The 19,620-nt window shown below is 66.7% G+C and carries 20 protein-coding genes; 7 read left to right on the top strand and 13 right to left on the bottom strand.

What is annotated here, in order from left to right:
• Positions 1-610 precede the first annotated feature (610 nt).
• Together ACWW36_RS26340 and glnA are read right to left on the bottom strand one after the other, a co-directional pair.
• A complete protein-coding gene (locus ACWW36_RS26340) occupies positions 611-1,036 on the bottom strand; it encodes a DoxX family protein (protein WP_456138875.1) in 426 nt (141 codons plus the stop codon).
• A 71-nt stretch (positions 1,037-1,107) separates the two neighbouring features.
• Complete coding sequence (gene glnA / locus ACWW36_RS26335) at positions 1,108-2,544, bottom strand: type I glutamate--ammonia ligase (RefSeq protein WP_456138874.1); 1,437 nt, start codon at positions 2,542-2,544, stop codon at positions 1,108-1,110.
• A gap of 150 nt (positions 2,545-2,694) precedes the next feature.
• Here glnA and ACWW36_RS26330 point away from each other — a divergent pair, with 150 nt between their 5' ends.
• Positions 2,695-3,168: an RDD family protein gene (locus tag ACWW36_RS26330; protein WP_456138873.1), complete on the top strand. Its 474-nt coding sequence runs from the start codon at positions 2,695-2,697 to the stop codon at positions 3,166-3,168.
• Here the strand turns inward: ACWW36_RS26330 and ACWW36_RS26325 are convergent.
• The 5 genes from ACWW36_RS26325 to sucB are packed head-to-tail and all read right to left on the bottom strand — an operon-like array spanning position 3,165 to position 8,273.
• Positions 3,165-3,917, bottom strand: coding sequence for a DUF4191 domain-containing protein (locus ACWW36_RS26325; protein ID WP_456138872.1), 753 nt, complete (start codon positions 3,915-3,917; stop codon positions 3,165-3,167). The two genes, ACWW36_RS26330 and ACWW36_RS26325, sit on opposite strands and share 4 nt — an antisense overlap.
• 4 nt (positions 3,918-3,921) lie before the next feature.
• Positions 3,922-4,854: a lipoyl synthase gene (gene lipA / locus ACWW36_RS26320; protein WP_456138871.1), complete on the bottom strand. Its 933-nt coding sequence runs from the start codon at positions 4,852-4,854 to the stop codon at positions 3,922-3,924.
• A complete protein-coding gene (gene lipB / locus ACWW36_RS26315; RefSeq protein WP_456138870.1) occupies positions 4,854-5,525 on the bottom strand; it encodes a lipoyl(octanoyl) transferase LipB in 672 nt (223 codons plus the stop codon). Before lipB ends, lipA begins: the two co-directional genes overlap by 1 nt.
• A 38-nt stretch (positions 5,526-5,563) precedes the next feature.
• Complete coding sequence (locus ACWW36_RS26310) at positions 5,564-6,472, bottom strand: TIGR01777 family oxidoreductase (protein ID WP_456138869.1); 909 nt, start codon at positions 6,470-6,472, stop codon at positions 5,564-5,566.
• Positions 6,473-6,476: 4 nt separating this feature from the next.
• Positions 6,477-8,273, bottom strand: a complete 1,797-nt coding sequence (gene sucB, locus ACWW36_RS26305; RefSeq protein ID WP_456138868.1) for a 2-oxoglutarate dehydrogenase, E2 component, dihydrolipoamide succinyltransferase — start codon at positions 8,271-8,273, stop codon at positions 6,477-6,479.
• A gap of 148 nt (positions 8,274-8,421) precedes the next feature.
• Here sucB and ACWW36_RS26300 point away from each other — a divergent pair, with 148 nt between their 5' ends.
• Both ACWW36_RS26300 and ACWW36_RS26295 read left to right on the top strand, forming a co-directional pair.
• Positions 8,422-8,775: an oxidoreductase gene (locus ACWW36_RS26300; protein ID WP_456138867.1), complete on the top strand. Its 354-nt coding sequence runs from the start codon at positions 8,422-8,424 to the stop codon at positions 8,773-8,775.
• A 42-nt stretch (positions 8,776-8,817) separates the two neighbouring features.
• The gene (locus tag ACWW36_RS26295; protein ID WP_456138866.1) at positions 8,818-10,581 is read left to right on the top strand and encodes an SDR family oxidoreductase; all 1,764 of its coding nucleotides are present in this window, start codon (positions 8,818-8,820) and stop codon (positions 10,579-10,581) included.
• On the opposite strand, the gene ACWW36_RS26290 is transcribed toward ACWW36_RS26295, so the two are convergent.
• Positions 10,582-12,096, bottom strand: coding sequence for a leucyl aminopeptidase (locus ACWW36_RS26290; RefSeq protein WP_456138865.1), 1,515 nt, complete (start codon positions 12,094-12,096; stop codon positions 10,582-10,584).
• A gap of 25 nt (positions 12,097-12,121) precedes the next feature.
• Here ACWW36_RS26290 and gcvT point away from each other — a divergent pair, with 25 nt between their 5' ends.
• Together gcvT and ACWW36_RS26280 are read left to right on the top strand one after the other, a co-directional pair.
• Positions 12,122-13,216: a glycine cleavage system aminomethyltransferase GcvT gene (gene gcvT, locus ACWW36_RS26285; RefSeq protein WP_456138864.1), complete on the top strand. Its 1,095-nt coding sequence runs from the start codon at positions 12,122-12,124 to the stop codon at positions 13,214-13,216.
• A 22-nt stretch (positions 13,217-13,238) separates the two neighbouring features.
• Complete coding sequence (locus ACWW36_RS26280; protein ID WP_456138863.1) at positions 13,239-14,345, top strand: branched-chain amino acid aminotransferase; 1,107 nt, start codon at positions 13,239-13,241, stop codon at positions 14,343-14,345.
• Here ACWW36_RS26280 and ACWW36_RS26275 read toward each other — a convergent pair.
• The 4 genes from ACWW36_RS26275 to ACWW36_RS26260 are packed head-to-tail and all read right to left on the bottom strand — an operon-like array spanning position 14,338 to position 17,257.
• Positions 14,338-15,063 (bottom strand): adenosylcobinamide-GDP ribazoletransferase, encoded by a 726-nt coding sequence (locus tag ACWW36_RS26275; protein WP_456138862.1) that lies wholly within the window; start codon positions 15,061-15,063, stop codon positions 14,338-14,340. The two genes, ACWW36_RS26280 and ACWW36_RS26275, sit on opposite strands and share 8 nt — an antisense overlap.
• The gene (cobT, locus tag ACWW36_RS26270; protein ID WP_456138861.1) at positions 15,060-16,100 is read right to left on the bottom strand and encodes a nicotinate-nucleotide--dimethylbenzimidazole phosphoribosyltransferase; all 1,041 of its coding nucleotides are present in this window, start codon (positions 16,098-16,100) and stop codon (positions 15,060-15,062) included. Before cobT ends, ACWW36_RS26275 begins: the two co-directional genes overlap by 4 nt.
• Positions 16,097-16,630 (bottom strand): bifunctional adenosylcobinamide kinase/adenosylcobinamide-phosphate guanylyltransferase, encoded by a 534-nt coding sequence (locus ACWW36_RS26265; protein ID WP_456138860.1) that lies wholly within the window; start codon positions 16,628-16,630, stop codon positions 16,097-16,099. The genes cobT and ACWW36_RS26265 overlap by 4 nt, the downstream gene beginning before the upstream one ends.
• Positions 16,631-16,636: 6 nt before the next feature.
• Complete coding sequence (locus ACWW36_RS26260; RefSeq protein WP_456142633.1) at positions 16,637-17,257, bottom strand: DUF3043 domain-containing protein; 621 nt, start codon at positions 17,255-17,257, stop codon at positions 16,637-16,639.
• A gap of 83 nt (positions 17,258-17,340) precedes the next feature.
• Here ACWW36_RS26260 and ACWW36_RS26255 point away from each other — a divergent pair, with 83 nt between their 5' ends.
• Positions 17,341-18,396, top strand: coding sequence for a glycerate kinase family protein (locus ACWW36_RS26255; protein WP_456138859.1), 1,056 nt, complete (start codon positions 17,341-17,343; stop codon positions 18,394-18,396).
• A gap of 81 nt (positions 18,397-18,477) precedes the next feature.
• Complete coding sequence (locus tag ACWW36_RS26250) at positions 18,478-18,834, top strand: HesB/IscA family protein (protein ID WP_456138858.1); 357 nt, start codon at positions 18,478-18,480, stop codon at positions 18,832-18,834.
• Position 18,835: 1 nt separating this feature from the next.
• On the opposite strand, the gene ACWW36_RS26245 is transcribed toward ACWW36_RS26250, so the two are convergent.
• Entirely contained in the window at positions 18,836-19,501 is a 666-nt protein-coding gene (locus ACWW36_RS26245) for an Rv0361 family membrane protein (RefSeq protein ID WP_456138857.1), read from the bottom strand.
• Positions 19,502-19,620: the final 119 nt, after the last annotated feature.

Genomic DNA, 19,620 nt, shown 5'->3' with positions numbered 1-19,620 from the left:
TCGAGGTCAGCCGGACGGTCTTGGTGACTGCCGCGCTGTGCCCATCCTTGGCCGTGATGGTCACGTGGTAGACGGCATCTTCCGGACCGCGAATCGGTGAACGGCACCACGCACGGTTGCGTCGCCGTCCACGTCCCGCTGTCGTTGTCCGGGTCGACGACATTCGCCCGAAAAAACCTGGTCATGGGTCAGACGGGGTGGGTCGTCCGCGGCGTCGATATTGATTCACGGAGGTCGTGCCGGCGACCATCTGCACCGTGGCTAATGCGAGTATCAGCGACGCAGCGTTTGTTTCCCTTCGCAACTAGGTGCTGTCGATTTGGCGCAACGCTGATGCTGTCGCGGCAACCGTCGATCGACAACCGGCTCTTGAAGTCGCCCCTTAACTCCGGGGCCGACTGCATCGTCGTGACTTCCCTTGGCGCCGAATCGAATTGCGATTCCACCAACAGAGAAGCGTCTCGAACACGCCGCTATTGGCTCAGTGCATGACCGCAGAGGCCCCCCGATGGCAATCGGAATAGCTGGCGTCGACGCATATCAGGTAAACCGATTTGCCACCCGGGCCTTCAGCGACGGGGGTCGGGTCACAGACCGCGGAGGTCGCGGATCAGCGGCGCCTGCGGCGGCGGAGCGTGGTGTCGAGCGAGTATGCGCCTGGTCCGGTGAACACCAGCAGGAAGAAGGCGAAGCAGAACAGGATCGCCTGCAGGCCGCCATTGCCACCCATCTCAGGGCCGACGATCGGCCAGAGCCCATGCGGCTGGTGCTGCCAGAAGTAGGCGACGGCCATATGGCCAGACGCGATGAACGCCGCTATGCGCGTGAACAGTCCCACCATGATCAGCAGACCGGTAACCAGCTCGATCACGCCGGCGTACCACACCGGCCAACTACCGGTCGGAACGTGAAAAGCGATCGGCCAGTCGAACAGCTTCGACGTGCCGAAAACTACGAAGAAGAAACCGAATACGGCACGGAACAGGCTCAGAACGGCGGGGGAGTACGTGTTGAGTCGAGCGTCCAGGGTCGTCATGGGCCGACTTTACGACGAAACAACAACGCGGGGCGAAGGGAATCCTCGCCCCGCGTTGTCCGACGTATGAATTAAACGTCGTAGTACAGCGCGACCTCGTACGGGTGCGGACGGATCTGCACGGGCAGAATCTCGTTCTCCCGCTTGTAACTGATCCAGGTCTCGACCAGGTCCTCGGTGAAAACGCCACCCTCCGTGAGGTATTCGTGGTCCTCCTCGAGACGGTCGATCACCGCCGAGAGCGACGTGGGCGCCTGCGGAATGTTGGCGGCCTCGTCCGGCGGCAACTCGTAGAGGTCCTTGTCGACCGGGGCCTGCGGCTCGATCTTCTTCTTGATGCCGTCCAGGCCGGCCATCATCATCGCCGCGAACGCCAGGTACGGGTTGCCCGAGCTGTCCGGGCAACGGAACTCGAGGCGCTTGGCCTTCGGGTTGTTGCCGGTGATCGGGATACGCACACACGCGGAACGGTTGCGCTGGCTGTACACCAGGTTGATCGGCGCCTCGTAGCCCGGCACCAGACGCTTGTAGGAGTTCACCGTCGGGTTGGTGAACGCCAGCAGCGACGGGGCGTGGTGCAGGATGCCGCCGATGTAGTGCCGCGCCGTATCGGACAGGCCCGCGTAGCCGGACTCGTCGTGGAACAGCGGGCTGCCGTCCTTCCACAGCGACTGGTGACAGTGCATGCCGGAGCCGTTGTCGCCGAACAGCGGCTTGGGCATGAACGTCACCGTCTTGCCCGCCTGCCACGCGGTGTTCTTGATGATGTACTTGAACAGCAGCAAGTCATCGGCGGCGTGCAGCAGCGTGTTGAACTTGTAGTTGATCTCGGCCTGCCCCGCGGTGCCCACCTCGTGGTGACCGCGCTCCAGCACGAAGCCTGCGTTCTGCAGGTTGGTGCACATCTGGTCGCGCAGGTCGACGTAGTGGTCGTACGGTGCGACGGGGAAGTAACCGCCCTTGGGGCGGACCTTGTAGCCGCGGTTGGCGCTGCCGTCGGACTCGACCGGTTCGCCGGTGTTCCACCAGCCGGACTCCGAGTCGATCTCGTAGAAGGTGCCGTTCATCCGCGAGTCGAAGGACACCGAGTCGAAGATGTAGAACTCGGCCTCGGCGCCGAAGTAAGCAGTGTCGGCGATGCCGGTGCTGGCCAGATAGTTCTCCGCCTTGCGGGCCACGTTACGCGGATCGCGGGAGTACGCCTCGCGAGTGAACGGGTCGTGCACGAAGAAGTTGAGGTTCAGCGTCTTGGCTTCGCGGAACGGGTCGATGCGCGCCGTGTCGGGATCGGGCAGCAGCATCATGTCGGACTCGTGGATCGACTGGAAGCCGCGCACCGACGAGCCGTCGAACGCCAGCCCGTCTTCAAAGACGCTCTCGTCGAACACCGAAGCCGGGACCGAGAAGTGCTGGACGACACCGGGCAGATCGCAGAACCGGATGTCGACGTATTGAACGTCTTCGTCCTTTATCTGCTTGATGATGTCGTCGGCGGTCTTTTCTGCCACGTAAGTACTCTCCTTATATCTGGTAAACCCGCGGGTTGACGCTATGGACACGATGTTGCACCGTCGTCAACCGCATGTTGCGCCGAAGTTACGCAATCTAGCTGCAGCGGCGGCAGTCGGGGCCGAAAAGGCCCCGCTTATCCTGACAGTATGGTCCGCTCGATTGGGTCCTGGTTGTCGGGTCCCGAACCGGGCTCTGACAGCCCGGACCAAGCACCCAATGACTATCCGGGCCAGCGGCTCGGTTTGCCGCAGACAGGCCCGCGATCACTGGCCCGGATGGGACGTCGCATCGCCGCCCTGTTTGTCGACTGGCTGATCGCCTACGGGCTCGCTGCGTTGGCGATGTCGTTCGGCTTGGTGTCGATCTCGACGCTGTCCACCGCCGTGCTGGTGATCTGGTTCGTGTTGGGTGCGGTGTCGGTGCGGTTGTTCGGATTCACCCCCGGCCAGCTTGCACTGGGCCTGATGGTGGTGCCCGTCGACGGCCGCTTGCACGTTGGCTTCGGCCGGGCACTCGCGCGAGGAGTGCTGATCGCTATCGTCATTCCGCCGTTGATCACCGACCGCGACCTGCGTGGGCTGCAGGATCGGGTAACCAACACCGCGGTCGTCAGACGCTAGCGCCTGCGCACAGTGCGTTGCACGCCGCGCATCTTGGCCTGCGTCGGCAGCGGGCCCTTCGGCATCGCGGCCGGGCCGACCTTGGTGCCCAGCGCGGCGAGCCGCGACTCCAACGAATCCATCTGCTTGGCCGTGATGTTGGCGGGCAGCTTCGTCATATGGCGTTCCAGCTTGGCCAGCGGAATTTCGCCCTCGCCGTTGCCGACCACGATGTCGTAGATCGGGATGTCGCCGACCAGGCGGGCGGTGCGCTTCTTCTCCTGAGCCAGCAGCGGTTTGACGCGTGTCGGCGACCCTTCGCCGACCAGGATCACACCCGGTCGGCCGATCACCCGGTGGACCGCGTCGAAGTGGCCGGTCGCGGCCACGCCAGGAGTGACGCGCCACTTGCCGCGCATGTTGTCCAGCGCCCAAGCCGCTGCTCCGGTCTGGCCCTCGGCCTTGCGGTAGACGGACTTCTGCGCGCGGCGGCCGAAGATGACGAACGCCACGAGGGCGCCGAGCACGACGCCCAGCGGGATCATCATCCAACCGGTGAAGCCGCCGGCGACGGTCCCGAAGACCACCGACGCCGCCACGATCAGCACGAACGCGCCGATCATGTAAGGCAGCAGCCGCTTGTCCTCTTTGCGCTGTATCTGAAACGCCTGCCACAGCTGGCTGCGCCGCTGCTTGGAGGCCGCCTTGCGCGCCGCCTTGGCCTCGGCCTTGGCGGCCTTCGCCTGTGCAGGATTGCTGGATTTCGCCATTACGTCAGGATACGGCCGGACGAGACGCGACGGCCTTGGCGTACAGCCTGCCCGCGCGATACGAGGATCGGACCAGCGGCCCGGCGAGCACCCCGGCGAAGCCAAGCGCCAAGGCGAACTGCTCGTGTTCGACGAACTCTTCGGGCTTGACCCACCGCTCCACCGGGTGATGCCGCACCGACGGCCGCAGATACTGCGTGATCGTGACGATGTCGCAGCCGGCGTCATGCAGATCCGTCAGCGCCGTGCGCACCTCGTCGGGCGTCTCACCCATACCCAGGATCAGGTTGCTCTTGGTGACGAGTCCGGATTCACGGGCGGCGGTCAGCACCGCAAGGCTGCGGTCGTAGCGGAACGCGGGGCGGATCCGCTTGAAGATGCGTGGCACGGTTTCGACGTTGTGGGCCAACACTTCTGGCCGCGATTCGAAAACCTGCTCAAGCAACGCCGGTTCGCCGTTGAAGTCCGGTATCAGCAACTCGACACCGGTGTTCGGGTTGAGCCGGCGGATGGCGCGCACGGTTTCGGCGTACAGCCACGCGCCGCCGTCGGGCAGGTCGTCGCGGGCCACCCCCGTGACGGTCGAGTAGCGCAGCCCCATGGCCTGGACGCTCTCGGCGACGCGCCTCGGTTCGTCACGGTCGAGCTCGGTTGGCTTACCGGTGTCTATCTGGCAGAAGTCACAGCGACGGGTGCACTGTTCACCGCCGATCAGGAACGTCGCCTCGCGGTCTTCCCAGCATTCGAAGATGTTGGGGCAACCGGCCTCTTCGCACACGGTGTGCAGACCTTCGCGGCGCACCAGCGCTTTGAGTTCCTTGTACTCCGGGCCCATCTTGGCTCGGGTCTTGATCCACGGCGGCTTGCGCTCGATCGGCGTCTCGGCGTTGCGCACCTCGAGACGCAGGAGTTTGCGACCTTCCGGAGTGACTGTCACTATGTCAATGCTACTGATAGGCGGCCGTCGAGCGCGTCACACACGGCTTCGGCCACTTGCGTCGTGACGTCCTGCACGCCGACGCGGCGGCCTAGTTCGGCGGTCAACGATGTCACGCCTGCGTCCGCAATCCCGCACGGCACGATTGCGGAGAACGCGCTCAGGTCGCAGTCGCAGTTGAGAGCGAACCCGTGCAGCGTCGTAGCGCGGGACACCCGGATGCCGATGGCGCCGACCTTGCGCGCCGGGCGCACACCATCGGAGGGCACCCAGACGCCGGAGCGGCCCTCGACGCGTCCCACCTCGAGCCCCAACTGCGCGCACACCTTGATCATTGATTCCTCAAGGCGGCGAACGAAATTCACCACATCCAACGGTTCAGCCAGACCGATGATCGGATAGCCGACCAGCTGTCCGGGCCCGTGCCAGGTGATCTTGCCGCCGCGATCGGTGTCGACGACCGGGGTGTCGTCGACGGGACGCTCCTGCGGAAGTGTGCGACGGCCGGCGGTGTACACGGAGGGGTGCTCGAGTAGGAGGAGGGTGTCGGGTCCGCTGGCGACCCGCGCGTCTGCCAGCTCACGCTGAAGCTTCCAGGCCGCCTGATAGTCGACGGTGCCGAGCCGCCGTACCTCGACGGGCGAGGTGGCCGACCGGATGGATGCCGCCATAGGCAAAACGCTACTCCCCAGCTGCGCGGGGACCCCAGTCATGAAACGTTCTTAGCGGTCGCGAACGCCAGCGCCTCGCCGATGGTGTTGTGGTGGAAGGTGAAACCCGCGCGCTCCAAGGCCGCCGGAATGGCGCGCTGTCCGCCGAGCAGGCCCTCGTCGGCGAACTCGCCAAACAGCGTGCGCAGCGCGAAACCGGGGACCATCAACGGAGTCGGCCGGTTCACGGCACGGCCGAGCGCGGCGGTGAACTCGGCGTTCGTCACCGGTGCGGGCCCGGTCAGGTTGACCGGGCCCGACAGTTCGTCGTGCGAAATCGCGAACAGCAACGCGCGGACCTCGTCCTCGATGCTGATCCACGGCATGTACTGGCGGCCGTTGCCCAGCCGTGCGCCGAGGCCCAACGAGAACAGTGGCTTGATGCGGGACAGGATGCCGCCCGCGGGCGCGAGCACCAGCCCGGTGCGCACCAGCACCACCCGGGCCCCGTCCAACCGGGCGGGGGCCGTCGCGGCCTCCCAGTCCTGGCACAGCTGCGGGAGAAAGCCCTCGCCAGGCGGCGCGGTCTCGTCGGTGGTGCGGCCGCGGGTGTCGCCGTAATAGCCGACCGCGCTGGCGTTGATCAGCGCCGGCACCCCGGCCTCGACCACCGCGGCCGACAACACCTCGGTCGGTCCGATACGGCTGTCCCGCAGGCTCTGCTTGAACGCGCCCGACCAGCGCTTCTCGCCCACGTTGACGCCGCAAAGATTCACAACAGCATCGACTCCACGCAACGTCGACGCATCGAACTCGCCGGTGTCGGGATTCCAGAACACCTCGTCGGCATTGGACGGCGCGCGGCGCACGATGCGGAGCACCTTGCGGTCGGTGGCCCGCAACGCGTACACCAACGCCGAGCCGATCAGACCGGACGAACCGGCAATTGCGACGACCGGGTTGGCCACTCCTCTACAGTCCCAGATCTGCCTCGAACGCGCCTTCTTCGAGACGACGCTTGATCGTGGTCAAGAAGCGGCCGGCGTCGGCACCATCGATCAGCCGGTGGTCGTAGGTCAGCGGCAGATAGCTGACCGACCTGATACCAATCGACTCGTTGCCGTTCTCGTCGACGATTACCCGGGGCCGCTTCACGATCGCGCCCGTGCCGAGCATCGCCGCCTGTGGCGGAACGAGGATCGGGGTGTCGAACAGCGCTCCCTGGCTACCGATGTTGGTGATCGTGAACGTGCCGCCGGACAGTTCGTCCGGCTTGAGGTCACCGGACCTGGCCCGCGCTGCGATGTCGGCGATCGCGCGAGCCAGACCGCCAAGCGACAGATCACCAGCGTTGTGGATCACCGGCGACAGCAGACCCTGTTCGGTGTCGACCGCGACGCCGAGGTGCTCGGCGTCGTAGTAGGTGATCTCCTTGGTTTCCTCGTTGTAGCTGGCGTTGACGTTCGGATGGATCTTCAGCGCGTCGATCACCGCGCGGGCGATGAACGGCAGGTACGTCAGGTTGACGCCTTCGCGTTCGGCGAACGATGTCTTCGCCTTGGCCCGCAGCGCCACGATCTTGGTCATGTCGACCTCGTGGGTTTGCGTCAATTGCGCTGTGGCCTGCAGGGATTCGCGTGTCTTCTTCGCGGTGATCTGCCGGATTCGGCTGGCCTTCTGGGTGGTGCCCCGTAGATGCGCCAGGCCGGGAGCGGGCGTCGGCGCTGCCGCGGCGGGCGCCTTGGCCGGTGCCTCCTTCGAGGGCTCCGGCGTCGGAGGTGCCTTCTTGGCCTCCGCTGCGGCCAGCACGTCCTGCTTGCGGATGCGGCCCCCGACACCGGTGCCTTTCACCGACGCCAGGTCAATGTCGTTCTCGGCGGCAAGCTTTCGCACCAGTGGGGTCACATATGGACCGGCTTCGGCCGACGTCGGCGATGGTTCGGGGGCTTGCTTCGGCTCCGGCTTGGGCTCAGGCTTTGCCTCTTGCTTGGGTTCTGGCTTCGGCTCGGGCTTGGGCTCTGCCTTCGGTTCCGGTTTCGCTTCTTCTTCGGGCGCTTCTTGTTTGGGTTCGGGTTTCGGTTCGGGCTTGGGTTGCGGCTCTTCGGCCGGGGCCGCACCCTCGTCGCCGATCTTGGCGAGTTCGCCTCCCACTGCGACGGTGTCGTCCTCCTCGGCGGTGATGGACAGCAGAGTGCCGGCCACCGGCGACGGGATCTCGGTATCGACCTTGTCGGTGGACACCTCGACCAACGGCTCGTCCACCTCCACCTTGTCGCCGACCTTCTTCAGCCACCGGGTCACGGTGCCCTCCGTGACCGACTCACCCAGCTCGGGCATTTTCACCGACGTGGCCTCGCCTGAACCGGAGGACTGTGCGGCAGGCTGGGATTCGGTCTCCGGCTCCGGCTGCTCCTCTTCTTCGGAAGCCGGTTCGGGTTGAGCGGACGGTTCCTCGGCGGGCTTCTCTTCTTCGGCCGGCTTCTCTTCGGCGGCGGGCTCCTCTTTGGCCGGCTGCTCGCCGTCGGATTCACCAGCGTCGCCGATCACTGCGAGTTCGCCGCCGACCTCAACCGTGTCGTCCTCCTGGGCGACGATCTTCTGCAACACCCCCGCGGCCGGCGAGGGGATCTCGGTATCGACCTTGTCGGTGGAGACTTCGAGTAATGGCTCGTCCTGCTCCACCGTGTCGCCCTCTTGCTTGAGCCAGCGGGTGACAGTCCCCTCTGTGACGCTCTCACCGAGTGCGGGCATCTGGACGGAGATGGCCATGTGCGTGGGCTCCCTCGAACGATCAGGCGCAGGTGGTCGAATGTCGGTTCCATCCTGTCACGTCCGGACCGACTGTTCGTCGCAGACCTGAGGTCTCGCGGCTCTGGCACTATCGAAGGAGGTAGAGCCGGAAAGGAGTAGGGCCGAGGTGGGACTGTTCGACAGGTTCCGTGGCCGCGGCGGCGCAGGTTCCGACGGCCACGATCCGGCAGCGGATCTGCGCTATCTGCGCCAGTGGATCGCGCAACGCACGGGCGTGGAAGCGTTCGTCGAACCCAAGACCACCGTCACCGACGTCACGGTGGTGCTGGTTGCCGCCGACGGCGAATGGACCCGGCGCCGCGCCGGCGGCGATGCCGGCGCCCGGCGGCTGTCGGAGCGCCTCAACATCCCGGTCTACGACGTGCAGAAGGTGGGCTACCCGCAACGGATGCGCGACTACGACGCCCGCCGTCGTATCGAACGGCAACGCGCCATCCGCGAGGAGCTCGAGGAGCGCTGATACGGTACCTGCGGTCCCACTAAATTGTGTGGAGGGTATGCGATGGCAACGCAGCATTTCGTGGACGCGGGTGACGATGTCCGGATCGCGGTCTACGAGGAGGGCAATCCCGACGGGCCCACGTTGATACTGGTCCACGGCTGGCCCGATTCGCATGTGCTGTGGGACGGTGTGGTGCCGCTGCTGGCCGACCGGTTCAGGATCGTGCGCTATGACAACCGGGGGGTTGGCAAATCGTCTGTGCCCAAAGCGGTTTCGGAGTACACGATGGGCCGTTACGCCGACGACTTCGCCGCCGTGGTGGATGCGGTAGCGCCAGGGGAGCGGGTTCATGTGCTCGCTCATGACTGGGGATCGGCGGGGATGTGGGAATACCTGGCGCGGCCAAGCGCCCGCGATCGAATCGCCTCGTTCACCTCGGTGTCCGGCCCCAGTGGCGACCACATCAACCGCTACATCATCGAAAACCTCAAGCGGCCATATCGCCCGCGATTGTTCCTGCGCGGGCTGAGCCAGCTGCTGCGCTTCACCTACATGGGTTTCTTCTCGATACCGCTGCTGCCGCGTGTTCTGGTCCGCGCCGCGTTCGGCGCTGGGCTGATGGATCGCATGCTGAGGTCGCGCGACGGCATACCGGCCGACAGGATCCATCATTCGGACACCTTCGCCATCGACGCCGCCAACAGCATGAAGGTGTACGGCGCCAACTACCTGCGCACCATGACCAGTGCGCGCACCGACCACTACGTCGACGTGCCGGTGCAGGTCATCGTCAACACCAACGACCCGTATGTGCGGCCGTACGTCTACGACGACACCTCCAAATGGGTGCCGCGGTTGTGGCGTCGCAACATCAAAGCGGGCCACTGGTCACCGATGTCGCATCCTCACGTGCTTGCCGCATCGGTCACCGAACTCGTCGACTTCCTCGAGGGCGAGCCGCCGACGCGTGCGCTGCTGCGGGCGCAGGTCGGCCGTCCGCGTGAATACTTCGGTGACACATTGGTTTCCGTCACCGGCGCGGGCAGCGGCATCGGCCGTGAGACCGCGCTGGCGTTTGCGCGTGAGGGCGCAGAGGTGGTTGTCAGTGACATCGATGAGGCCGTCGCCAAGGAGACCGCTGCGCAGATCACCGCACGCGGCGGAGTCGCGCACGCCTACCGGCTGGACGTCGCCGACGCCGACGCCGTCGAGCAGTTCGCCGAGCAGATCAGTGTCGCCCACGGCGTGCCCGACATTGTGGTCAACAACGCAGGTGTCGGCCACGCAGGGCTGTTCCTCGACACCCCGCGCGAAGAGTTCGACCGCGTCCTCGCGATCAACTTCGGCGGAGTCGTCAACTGCTGCAGGTCGTTTGGCCGCCGACTCGTCGACCGTGGCACCGGCGGGCACATCGTCAACATTTCGTCGATGGCCGCCTACTCGCCGCAGCAGTCGATGAATGCGTACTCCACCAGCAAGGCCGCGGTGTTCATGTTCGGCGACTGCCTGCGCGCCGAACTCGACCGCGCCGGGGTTGGGCTCACAACTGTGTGTCCCGGCGTGATCAACACGAACATCGTGCACACCACGAGATTCGACGTTCCTGTCGCAATGCAAGCCAAAGTGGAGGCGCGTCGCGCGCAGCTTGAAAAGGCTTTCGCCGCACGCAGATACGGGCCCGACAAGGTGGCCAAGGCGATCGTGTCGGCCGTCAAGAAGAACAAGCCCATCCGGCCCGTGGCGCCGGAGGCGTATTTCGTCTACGGCGTCGCGCACCTGCTGCCGCAGGCGATGCGCAGTTCCGCGCGCGCCAGCGTGATGTAGCTAGCCGTTCGCGACGACATCCTCGAGCACCGCGAACATCGTGCGGGTCGGCACGCCTGTACCGCCCTTGCCGGTGTAACCCCATGGGCCGCCGGTGTTGTAGGCGGGCCCGGCGATGTCGATATGCGCCCACTGCACTCCGTCCGCGACGAACTCGCGCAAATAGGTGCCGGCCACGAGCATCCCGGCGTAGCGGGAGCCGCTGACGTTGGCCAGGTCCGCCACCGTCGACTTGAGGTCGTCCTTGAGCTCCTCGGGCAGCGGCATCGGCCAGCCGTTCTCGCCGGCGTCCTGCGACAGCTTCGCAACCCGGTCGCGGAACTCGTCGCTGCCCATGACGCCGGGTGTGCGTGCACCGAGAGCCACCGTCTGGGCGCCTGTCAACGTCGAGGTTTCGATCAGATAGTCGGGATTGTCCTCGCAGGCCCGCACGATCGCGTCGGCCAGGATCAACCGTCCCTCGGCGTCGGTGTTGAGCACCTCGACGGTGATGCCGCCGTACTGGGTCAGCACGTCGCCGGGACGCTGTGCGGTCGAGGACGGCATGTTCTCCGCCATCGGCACGGTCGCGATCACGTCGATCGGCAATTTCTGCTTGGCCGCCAGTACGACGGTGGCGATGACGGCGGCCGCACCGCCCATGTCGGAGGTCATGTGGTGCATGTTGGCCGCCGGCTTGATCGAAATGCCGCCCGTGTCGAACGTGATGCCCTTGCCGACGAGCGCCACCGTCTTGCCGCCGCGTTTGGCGCCGCGATATGCCAGGCGCACCAGCCGAGGCGGCCGTGACGAGCCCTTGCCCACACCGACCACGCCGCCGTAACCCGCCTTGGTGAGCGCCTTATCGTCGAGCACCTCGACTTCGAGACCGGCCTCTTCGCCCAAAGCCTTTGCCCGCTTGGCGAATTCGTCGGGGAACAAGTGGCTCGGCGGCGTGTTGACCAGATCGCGGGCAGTGGCCACCGCGGCCGCGATCGCCGCCCCACGTGCGGCTTCTGCCTTGGTCCGGCCCTTGGTGTCGGCCGCGAGCACCGTGATCGACTTCAGGCCGGCGTCCTTGGGCGCGGTCTTCTCGCTGCGGAAATCGGTGAACCGGTAAGCGCCGAGGATCAGCCCCTCGACGGCCGCGCCGAGATCGACCACCGACAGCGTCGTCACGACGGATTCGGTCTTGTCCAACGACCGCGCGGCCACGCCCGCCGCCCGCCGGATCTTGTCGGCGGGCCACTCGTCGCGCGGTGCGCCCAGCCCGACCGCCAATACGCTCGCCACCGGCAGCGACCCGATCACCAGCCGGTTGAGCTGACCTTCGCCGCCCGACGCGCCGATCGCACGCAGCCCCGACTCGATCTCACCGATCGCGTCCCCGCCCAGATACGGCTCGCCGGCCAGGACGGACGGCGAATCGTCACCGCTGACAACGGGAACGATCAGCACGGCGTCGGTCGCGCCTTTCGGCAGTTTCGAGCTGACGGTGACGCTGGGGGCCTGATAACCGGGAATTGCGGGGCTCACGAGCGTCCACCCTAAGGTGTGAACCGTGAGCGAAGCATTGCATGGGCCTCTCGAGGATCGTCATCGTCAACTCGGCGCCAGTTTCGCCGAATTTTCCGGCTGGCTGATGCCGGTGAGCTATGCGGGCACCGTGAGCGAGCACACCGCGACCCGGAACACCGTCGGGCTTTTCGATGTCAGCCATCTCGGCAAGGCGCTGGTGCGAGGGCCCGGAGCGGCCGACTACGTCAACTCCGCGTTTACCAACGACCTTCGCCGTATCGGGCCGGGCAAGGCGCAATACACGTTGTGCTGCACCGATTCCGGAGGTGTTGTCGACGACCTGATCGCCTACTACGTCTCCGATGACGAGATCTTCTTGGTGCCCAACGCCGCCAACACCCCCGCGGTCGTCGCCGCGCTGAAAGAGCGCGCACCCGCGGGCATCACGATCACCGACGAACACAGGTCTTATGCCGTACTCGCGGTGCAGGGCCCCAAATCGGCCGAGGTGGTCGGCGGTTTGGGTCTGCCGACCGATATGGACTACATGGGATATGCCGACGCGGATTTCAGCGGCGTTCGGGTGCGCGTGTGCCGCACGGGTTACACCGGCGAGCACGGGTACGAACTGCTCCCGCCATGGGATGAGGCCGGTGTGGTCTTCGATGCCCTGGTCGACGCGGTCGGCGGCGCCGACGGAGAGCTCGCCGGTCTGGGCGCGCGTGACACGTTGCGCACGGAAATGGGTTATCCCTTGCATGGTCACGAGCTGTCGCTGGACATCTCGCCGCTGCAGGCCCGCTGCGGCTGGGCCATCGGGTGGAAAAAGGATGCATTCTGGGGCCGCGAAGCGCTGCTGGCAGAAAAGGAATCCGGACCGCGCCGGCTTCTGCGCGGGCTGAAAGCCACCGGCCGGGGTGTGTTGCGGCCCGATTTGACCGTGCTCGACGGTGACACCCCGATTGGGGTGACGACGTCGGGAACCTTTTCTCCGACTTTGAAAGTCGGTATCGCGCTGGCACTTCTGGACAGCGATAAAGACATCGCGGACGGGCAGACCGTTTCGGTCGACGTCCGCGGCCGCGGACTGGAGTGTGAGGTGGTCAAACCGCCGTTTATCGAGGCAAAAACCCGGTAGCTAGCGGATATACAATCGCCTCATGACTGACGGCCCCCTCGAGTTCACCGTTGAGCGCAACCCGAATGCGGCCAGCGATGAGGTACGGGCGTCGATTCTGTCCGATCCGCCGTTCGGTCAATTCCACACCGACCACATGGTGTCGATCGACTACGTCGCAGGCAAGGGTTGGCACAACGCACGGGTGATGCCGTACGGCCCGATCGAACTCGATCCGTCCGCGATCGTCCTGCACTACGCGCAAGAGGTGTTCGAAGGGCTCAAGGCTTACCGCTGGGCGGACGGCTCGATCGTGTCGTTCCGGCCGGAGGCCAACGCCAGGCGTCTGCGGACCTCGGCGCGGCGGCTGGCCATCCCGGAGCTGCCCGAAGAAACGTTCATCGAGTCGCTGCGCCAGCTGATCGCTGTCGACGAGCCGTGGGTGCCGCCGGCCGGGGGCGAGGAGTCGCTGTATCTGCGGCCCTACATCTTCGCCACCGAACCCGGTCTGGGTGTGCGTCCGGCGACCGAATACCGCTACCTGGTCATCGCCTCTCCTGCCGGGGCGTACTTCAAGGGCGGCATCAAGCCGGTCAGCGTGTGGCTGTCTCACGAATATGTGCGCGCCTGCCCAGGAGGTACCGGCGCGGCCAAGTTCGGCGGCAACTACGCCGCATCGCTGTTGGCGCAGGCCCAAGCCGCCGAGAACGACTGCGATCAGGTGGTGTGGCTCGACGCCACCGAGCGCCGCTACGTCGAAGAAATGGGCGGGATGAACCTGTTCTTCGTGTTCGGCAGCGGCGGCACCGCCAGGCTCGTCACGCCGGAGCTGTCCGGGTCTATCCTGCCCGGCGTCACGCGAGATTCCTTGCTGCAGTTGGCAACTGATGCCGGATTCGCCGTCGAGGAGCGCAAGATCGACGTCGACGAATGGCAGAAGAAGGTCGCGGCGGGGGAGATCACCGAGGTGTTCGCCTGCGGCACGGCGGCCGTCATCACGCCCGTCGCCAAGGTCAGGCACGCCGACGGCGAGTTCACCATCGCCGACGGCGGACCCGGCGAGATCACGATGGCCCTGCGGGATACGTTGACCGGAATCCAGCGAGGCACCTTCGCCGACACGCACGGCTGGATGGCGCGGCTCAGCTGATAGCCAGGCCGACGGCGGCCACCGTCGTCGTCACCTCGATCGCGGAGCCCAAAACATCGCCCGTGATTCCGCCGAACCGGCGCACGCAGTGCGCCACGAGCGCGGCGCCGCACGCCAGCCCGACGACGACGGCGAGTGGTCCCTGCCATGGACGGGCGTCGGCGAACACCGCCAGCCCCGCGACAGCGACCACCCACGCCAGCACGGTCGCGGCGGGCTGTGTGCCTGCAACGCGCGCGCCGAGCGTGCTGCCGGCCGCAGCAGGCACCGATCGCCGGCACGCCGCGACCGCAGCCACCCGGCCGGCCATCACGGCGACGATTGCGGCGACCGCGCTCAACTGCGCGAACGCAAGGGACTGCAGCAAGATCGCGACGACCACCGCGGCCACGCCGAACGGGCCAGCCGAGCCGTCGCGCATCACCTCCAGCGCCCGCTCTGGCGGCCCATAACAACCCAACGCGTCGGCGGTATCCGAAAGCCCGTCGATGTGCAGGCCCCGCGTCGCCACCAGAAGAACCGCCACCGCGAGTGCACCGGCCAGTGGGCTGCCCTCGCCGAACGCCCACTCTGATGCCGTGATGACCCCGGCGGCAAGTGCGCCGAGCGCGGCGCCGACGAGCGGCAGGGCCGTCATGACGCCCCGGCCTATGCTGGCGGAACTCCGCACCGGAAGGATGGTTCCGAACGCGAATGCCCCTGTGGCCGAACGGATCACGTGGTGACGCCGGCCTCGTCAAAGGTCGCCATCGATGCCAGTGTCGCGACCGCGGCGCGCACGATGGGCAACGCGACGGCGGCGCCGGTTCCCTCGCCGAGCCGCATCCGCATGTCGACTATCGGTTCGAGTTCGAGGTGCTGCAGCGCCACGGCATGGGCCGGTTCGGTGGAGCGATGGCCTGCCTGCCACCACTGCCGCGCGCCCGGCGCGAGCGCCTCGGCGACCAGCGCGGCAGCGGTTACCACCACGCCGTCGAGCAGCAGCGGCGTGCGTCGTACTGCGGCCTGCGCGCAAAAGCCCGCCATCGCCGCGAGATCGGCCCCTCCGCAAACCCTCAGCAGGTCAACGGGATTCGCGGTCAGGCCGCGGGCGCGGTAGAGGGCGTCGCGCACCGCGGCGGTCTTGCGGGCCCACGCAGCGTCGTCGATGCCGGTTCCCCTGCCCACTACGGCGACGGGTTCGGACTCCGTCAGGGCGGCAATCAATGTGGTTGCCGCCGTGGTGTTTCCGATTCCCATATCGCCCGCGATCAACAGATCCGCGCCGGAATCGACCTCTTCGTCGGCGATTCGCCGACCCGCCTCGACCGCCGTCATCGCCTCGTCGGCGGTCATCGCGTCCTCGACGGCGATGTTGCCGCTGGCCCGCCGGACCTTGTGCGCGCCGATCGACGGCGACAGCGGCTCGGCGACGTCGACGGCGATGTCGACCACCCGCACGCTGGCCCCTGCGGCCTCGGCCAGCACGTTGATCGCGGCGCCGCCTGCGTCGAAGTTGGCGACCATCTGCGCGGTGACCTCTGCCGGGTACGCCGACACCCCGGAGGCCGCAACGCCGTGGTCACCGGCGAACACCACCACCCGGGGTCGCTCGAATTGTTTTGGGGGACATACACCTTGGCACGACGACACCCACACGGACAGGTCCTCGAGCCGGCCCAGAGAGCCGGGGGGTTTGGTCAACCGGTTCTGCCGGTCCCGCGCCGCGGCGGCCACCTCGGCATCCGGCACCGTGATCGGCGCAAACTCGATCACGACGCTTCCTTGACGGTCATCGGTTGGCCGGCGATCACCAGCACAACCCTGTCGCACAACGCGGCCAGCCGTTGATTCAGGCAGCCGAGCTCGTCGGCGAACCTGCGCCCCGATGCCGTCGGGGGCACCACGGTGAGCCCCACTTCGGGGGTGACCAGGGCAAGCGGCGCGCTGAAGGCGCTCACCGCATCGAGCAGATCGTCGACGTCATCGGCCACTGAGCCATCCGTCCATGCATGGCGGCGATCCATGACAGCGGTCAGCCAGCCACCGACGTCGTCGACCAGCGTCGCGACTGTTGCGTTGGTACGCAACTGTTTTGGCACGTCGGTTGTTTCGACGGTTGTCCAGTGTGACGGGCGCCGCGACCGGTGTGCCTGTATTCGCGCCGCCCAGTCGGCGTCACCGCCGGGGGCCGCACCGGTGGCGATGTAGCGCACCTCGCGCTCGTCGCGAGTCGACTCGGAGATGACCGTCTCCGCCCACTTTGATTTACCCGACCGGATACCACCGAGCACCAGCGTGCGCACCGGCGGTCAGGCGATCTTGTCGCCGCGATTGACCTGCGGCCGCGGCGCGCGCATCCGGCGCAGCTGTGACGCGCGGCTTGCTGCGTAAAAGCCGAGTTTCCAACCGCTTTCGGTGTTGTCCGGGAACTTCTGTTGCACAAGTTTGTTCGCTTTGCGGCCCACGAAGAATCCGTCGATCACCATGACCAGGACGAGCACCAGCATGGCGGGGGAGAGCAGACGCTGCACCTGAACCGACGGCACAGCGAGCATGACGAAGATCAGCATCAGCGCCGCGGGCATGAACAGGCCGAGCACGTTGCGGCGCGCATCCACCACGTCTCGAACGAATCGGCGCACCGGCCCCTTGTCGCGTGGCAGCAGGTAGGCGTCCTCGCCCGCCATCATCTTTTCGCGCCGGTCGGCCATGTCGGAGCGGCGGGCCACCTTCTCGGCCCTGCGTTCCTCGCGGGACAGCTTCGGACCGCCCAATTCCTTGCGCCGGCGGCGCGCCTCAGCGGCGGTCAGCGGCGCCGGCGCGACAGGGCCGCGCTTGCGGGCGGCCTGACTGCGTTTCGGGGTCGGCCTGCCCTTGGGGGCGGTGGTTCTCGACGGGGTGATCTCCTGGCCGGTCGCGTCGTCGGACACGGCCGAGTCGGCCTCATTCTCCGAGTCCGGGTTGTGTTTCTTGCGGCCCAGCAGGTTCACGCCTGTCAGGGTACTTTGCCGTGATGCGGGTACTGATCGCCCCCGACTGCTTCGGTGACAGTCTTACCGCGGTCCAGGCCGCCGAGGCGATCGCCGCCGGATGGCATAGCGCCCGCCCAGATGACGACCTGATCCTGGCGCCGCAGTCCGACGGCGGCCCAGGCTTCGTTGGCGTGCTGGCAGGCCGGTTGGGCGAGGTGCACACACTGCGAGTCAAGGGCCCGCTGACCGCCGAGGTGTGCGCGGAATGGGTGCTTGACTCGGTTCCGCCGGCCACCGCCTACATCGAATGCGCACAGGCGTGTGGGCTGGCGTTGCTCGGCGGCCCGCCGACCGTGCAGACCGCACTCGAGGCGCACAGCAGGGGCGTGGGCCAGCTGATCGCGGCAGCGGTGACCGCGGGGGCGGGCCGGATCGTGGTCGGGCTCGGCGGCAGCGGCTGCACCGACGGCGGCCGAGGCATGGTCGATGAGCTTGGCGGGCTGGCGCAGGCTCGCACGCTGCTTGCCGGTGTCGAGCTGATCGCCGCCACCGATGTCGAGCATCCGCTGCTCGGGCCGATGGGCGCCGCGAGGGTGTTCGGGCCGCAGAAGGGCGCGGATCCGGAGACGGTCGTCCTCTTGGAGCGGCGACTGCAGGACTGGGCCGTCGAGCTGAACGCGGCGGCGGGCCGGACCGTCAGTGACGAAGCCGGCGCAGGCGCCGCAGGCGGCATCGGCGCGGCATTGTTGGCGCTCGGCGGTCGCCGCGAATCCGGGGCGTCGATCATCGCCGAACACACACGGTTGGCCGACGATGTGGCGGCCGCGGAACTGGTGATCACCGGCGAAGGCCGGTTCGACGACCAATCCCTGCACGGCAAAGTCGTGAGCGCGATCTCCGGGGCGTCGCGGGCCCGGCACATCCCGGTGCTCGTGCTCGCCGGCCAAGTGACGCTCGACGGTGTGGCCCTGGATAACGCGGGGATCGCCGCGGCGTACTCGATCGCCGACCACGCCGGTTCGGTGCGGCTGGCCATCGACGATGCGGCAAACCAGCTCACGGGTTTGGCGAGTGTGACGGCCGCGACCTGGGGATAAGTCGGGAATAGGGCGCAAACAAGGTACCGTTGATGTGGTGGACCAACGGTCTACCCACGAACATGCCCTAGGGGAGAAGTAATGACTGTTCAGGACCAGACCAGCACCGCCACCCACGGCGTCACCCTCACCGACGCCGCGGCCGCCAAGGCGAAGGCGCTGCTGGACCAGGAGGGTCGTGACGACCTGGCCCTGCGCATTGCCGTCCAGCCAGGCGGATGCGCCGGCCTGCGCTACAACCTGTTCTTCGATGACCGTGCACTCGACGGCGATCTGACCGCGGAGTTCGGCGGCGTCATGCTGACCGTTGACCGCATGAGCGCCCCCTACGTGCAGGGCGCGACGATCGACTTCGTCGACACCATCGAAAAGCAGGGTTTCACCATCGACAACCCCAACGCGACGGGGTCGTGTGCCTGCGGCGACTCCTTCAACTGAGTCAGTACTGACCGGCCGTTCGCGGCAAGTACGAACACACCAGCACCTCGTTGTCCTGTGAGAGCAGCTGTGCGACGGCCTGCTGCTCGTCGTCGCCGGACTGGCCTCGTGATCCGCTCGCGGGGGCGACCTTCATCGTGAACAGCACCTGCGCCTGATTCGGCGACCACTGCACCATCTTGTCGATCGACGTCACCTCGGCCTTGCTGTACTGCTTGCGGAAGGCATCGCTGGACAGGCTGGCCAGCGCCAGGTCAGATCGGCGCTCCTTGACCGCGTCGAACAGCCCGCACAGGGTGTGTCGTGCCACGGTCTTGTCGTCACCCTTGGAGAGGGCGTCCAGATACTCCTGAATTGCGGCCTTGGCCGAGGCATCGCTGAGTGTGGTGCGGTTGGTGGATTTCCCGCTGCCCGCCGCGAACACAATCGCCGTCACCACAGCGGCGACGATGGCGAGTACCACTGCCACACCGGCGATCAGTTTGGTGCGCCGCCGTTTCGGATATTGCACCGGCGGCGGCAGCATTCCCGGATATGGCGACGGGACATTGTCCGGATACGGCTGCGCGGCGTCTCGCGGTGGAAAGGGCTGCTGGGGAAATGATTCGGGGTACATTTGCGGGCCGACGGGTCCGGTGCCGTATTCGGGCGGGTACGGACCTGCCATGTATTTGCTCCCCGGAGGTGTCTTGATGAAATCGCTTGTCTACAGTGACCGGGCGGGCACTTGTACGCAGGTTATCGCACGGCCGGCCAGTGCCCCCGCCGAGAACGTTAGTCTGGATA

It is taken from the genome of Mycobacterium sp. MMS18-G62 (genome assembly GCF_053877835.1).
The sequence above is the reverse complement of the archived record's forward strand: the minus strand, read 5'-3'. Positions and strand labels throughout refer to the sequence as shown.

What these genes read in the sequence shown, in the direction of transcription:
- ACWW36_RS26295 (WP_456138866.1), top strand. Translation starts at nt 8,818, where the DNA reads ATGGCAACGCAGCATTTCGTGGACGCGGGTGACGATGTCCGGATCGCG.
- ACWW36_RS26250 (WP_456138858.1), top strand. Translation starts at nt 18,478, where the DNA reads ATGACTGTTCAGGACCAGACCAGCACCGCCACCCACGGCGTCACCCTC.
- ACWW36_RS26280 (WP_456138863.1), top strand. Translation starts at nt 13,239, where the DNA reads ATGACTGACGGCCCCCTCGAGTTCACCGTTGAGCGCAACCCGAATGCG.
- ACWW36_RS26330 (WP_456138873.1), top strand. Translation starts at nt 2,695, where the DNA reads ATGGTCCGCTCGATTGGGTCCTGGTTGTCGGGTCCCGAACCGGGCTCT.
- ACWW36_RS26340 (WP_456138875.1), bottom strand. Translation starts at nt 1,036, where the DNA reads ATGACGACCCTGGACGCTCGACTCAACACGTACTCCCCCGCCGTTCTG.
- ACWW36_RS26245 (WP_456138857.1), bottom strand. Translation starts at nt 19,501, where the DNA reads ATGGCAGGTCCGTACCCGCCCGAATACGGCACCGGACCCGTCGGCCCG.
- ACWW36_RS26325 (WP_456138872.1), bottom strand. Translation starts at nt 3,917, where the DNA reads ATGGCGAAATCCAGCAATCCTGCACAGGCGAAGGCCGCCAAGGCCGAG.
- ACWW36_RS26255 (WP_456138859.1), top strand. Translation starts at nt 17,341, where the DNA reads ATGCGGGTACTGATCGCCCCCGACTGCTTCGGTGACAGTCTTACCGCG.
- sucB (WP_456138868.1), bottom strand. Translation starts at nt 8,273, where the DNA reads ATGGCCATCTCCGTCCAGATGCCCGCACTCGGTGAGAGCGTCACAGAG.
- lipB (WP_456138870.1), bottom strand. Translation starts at nt 5,525, where the DNA reads ATGGCGGCATCCATCCGGTCGGCCACCTCGCCCGTCGAGGTACGGCGG.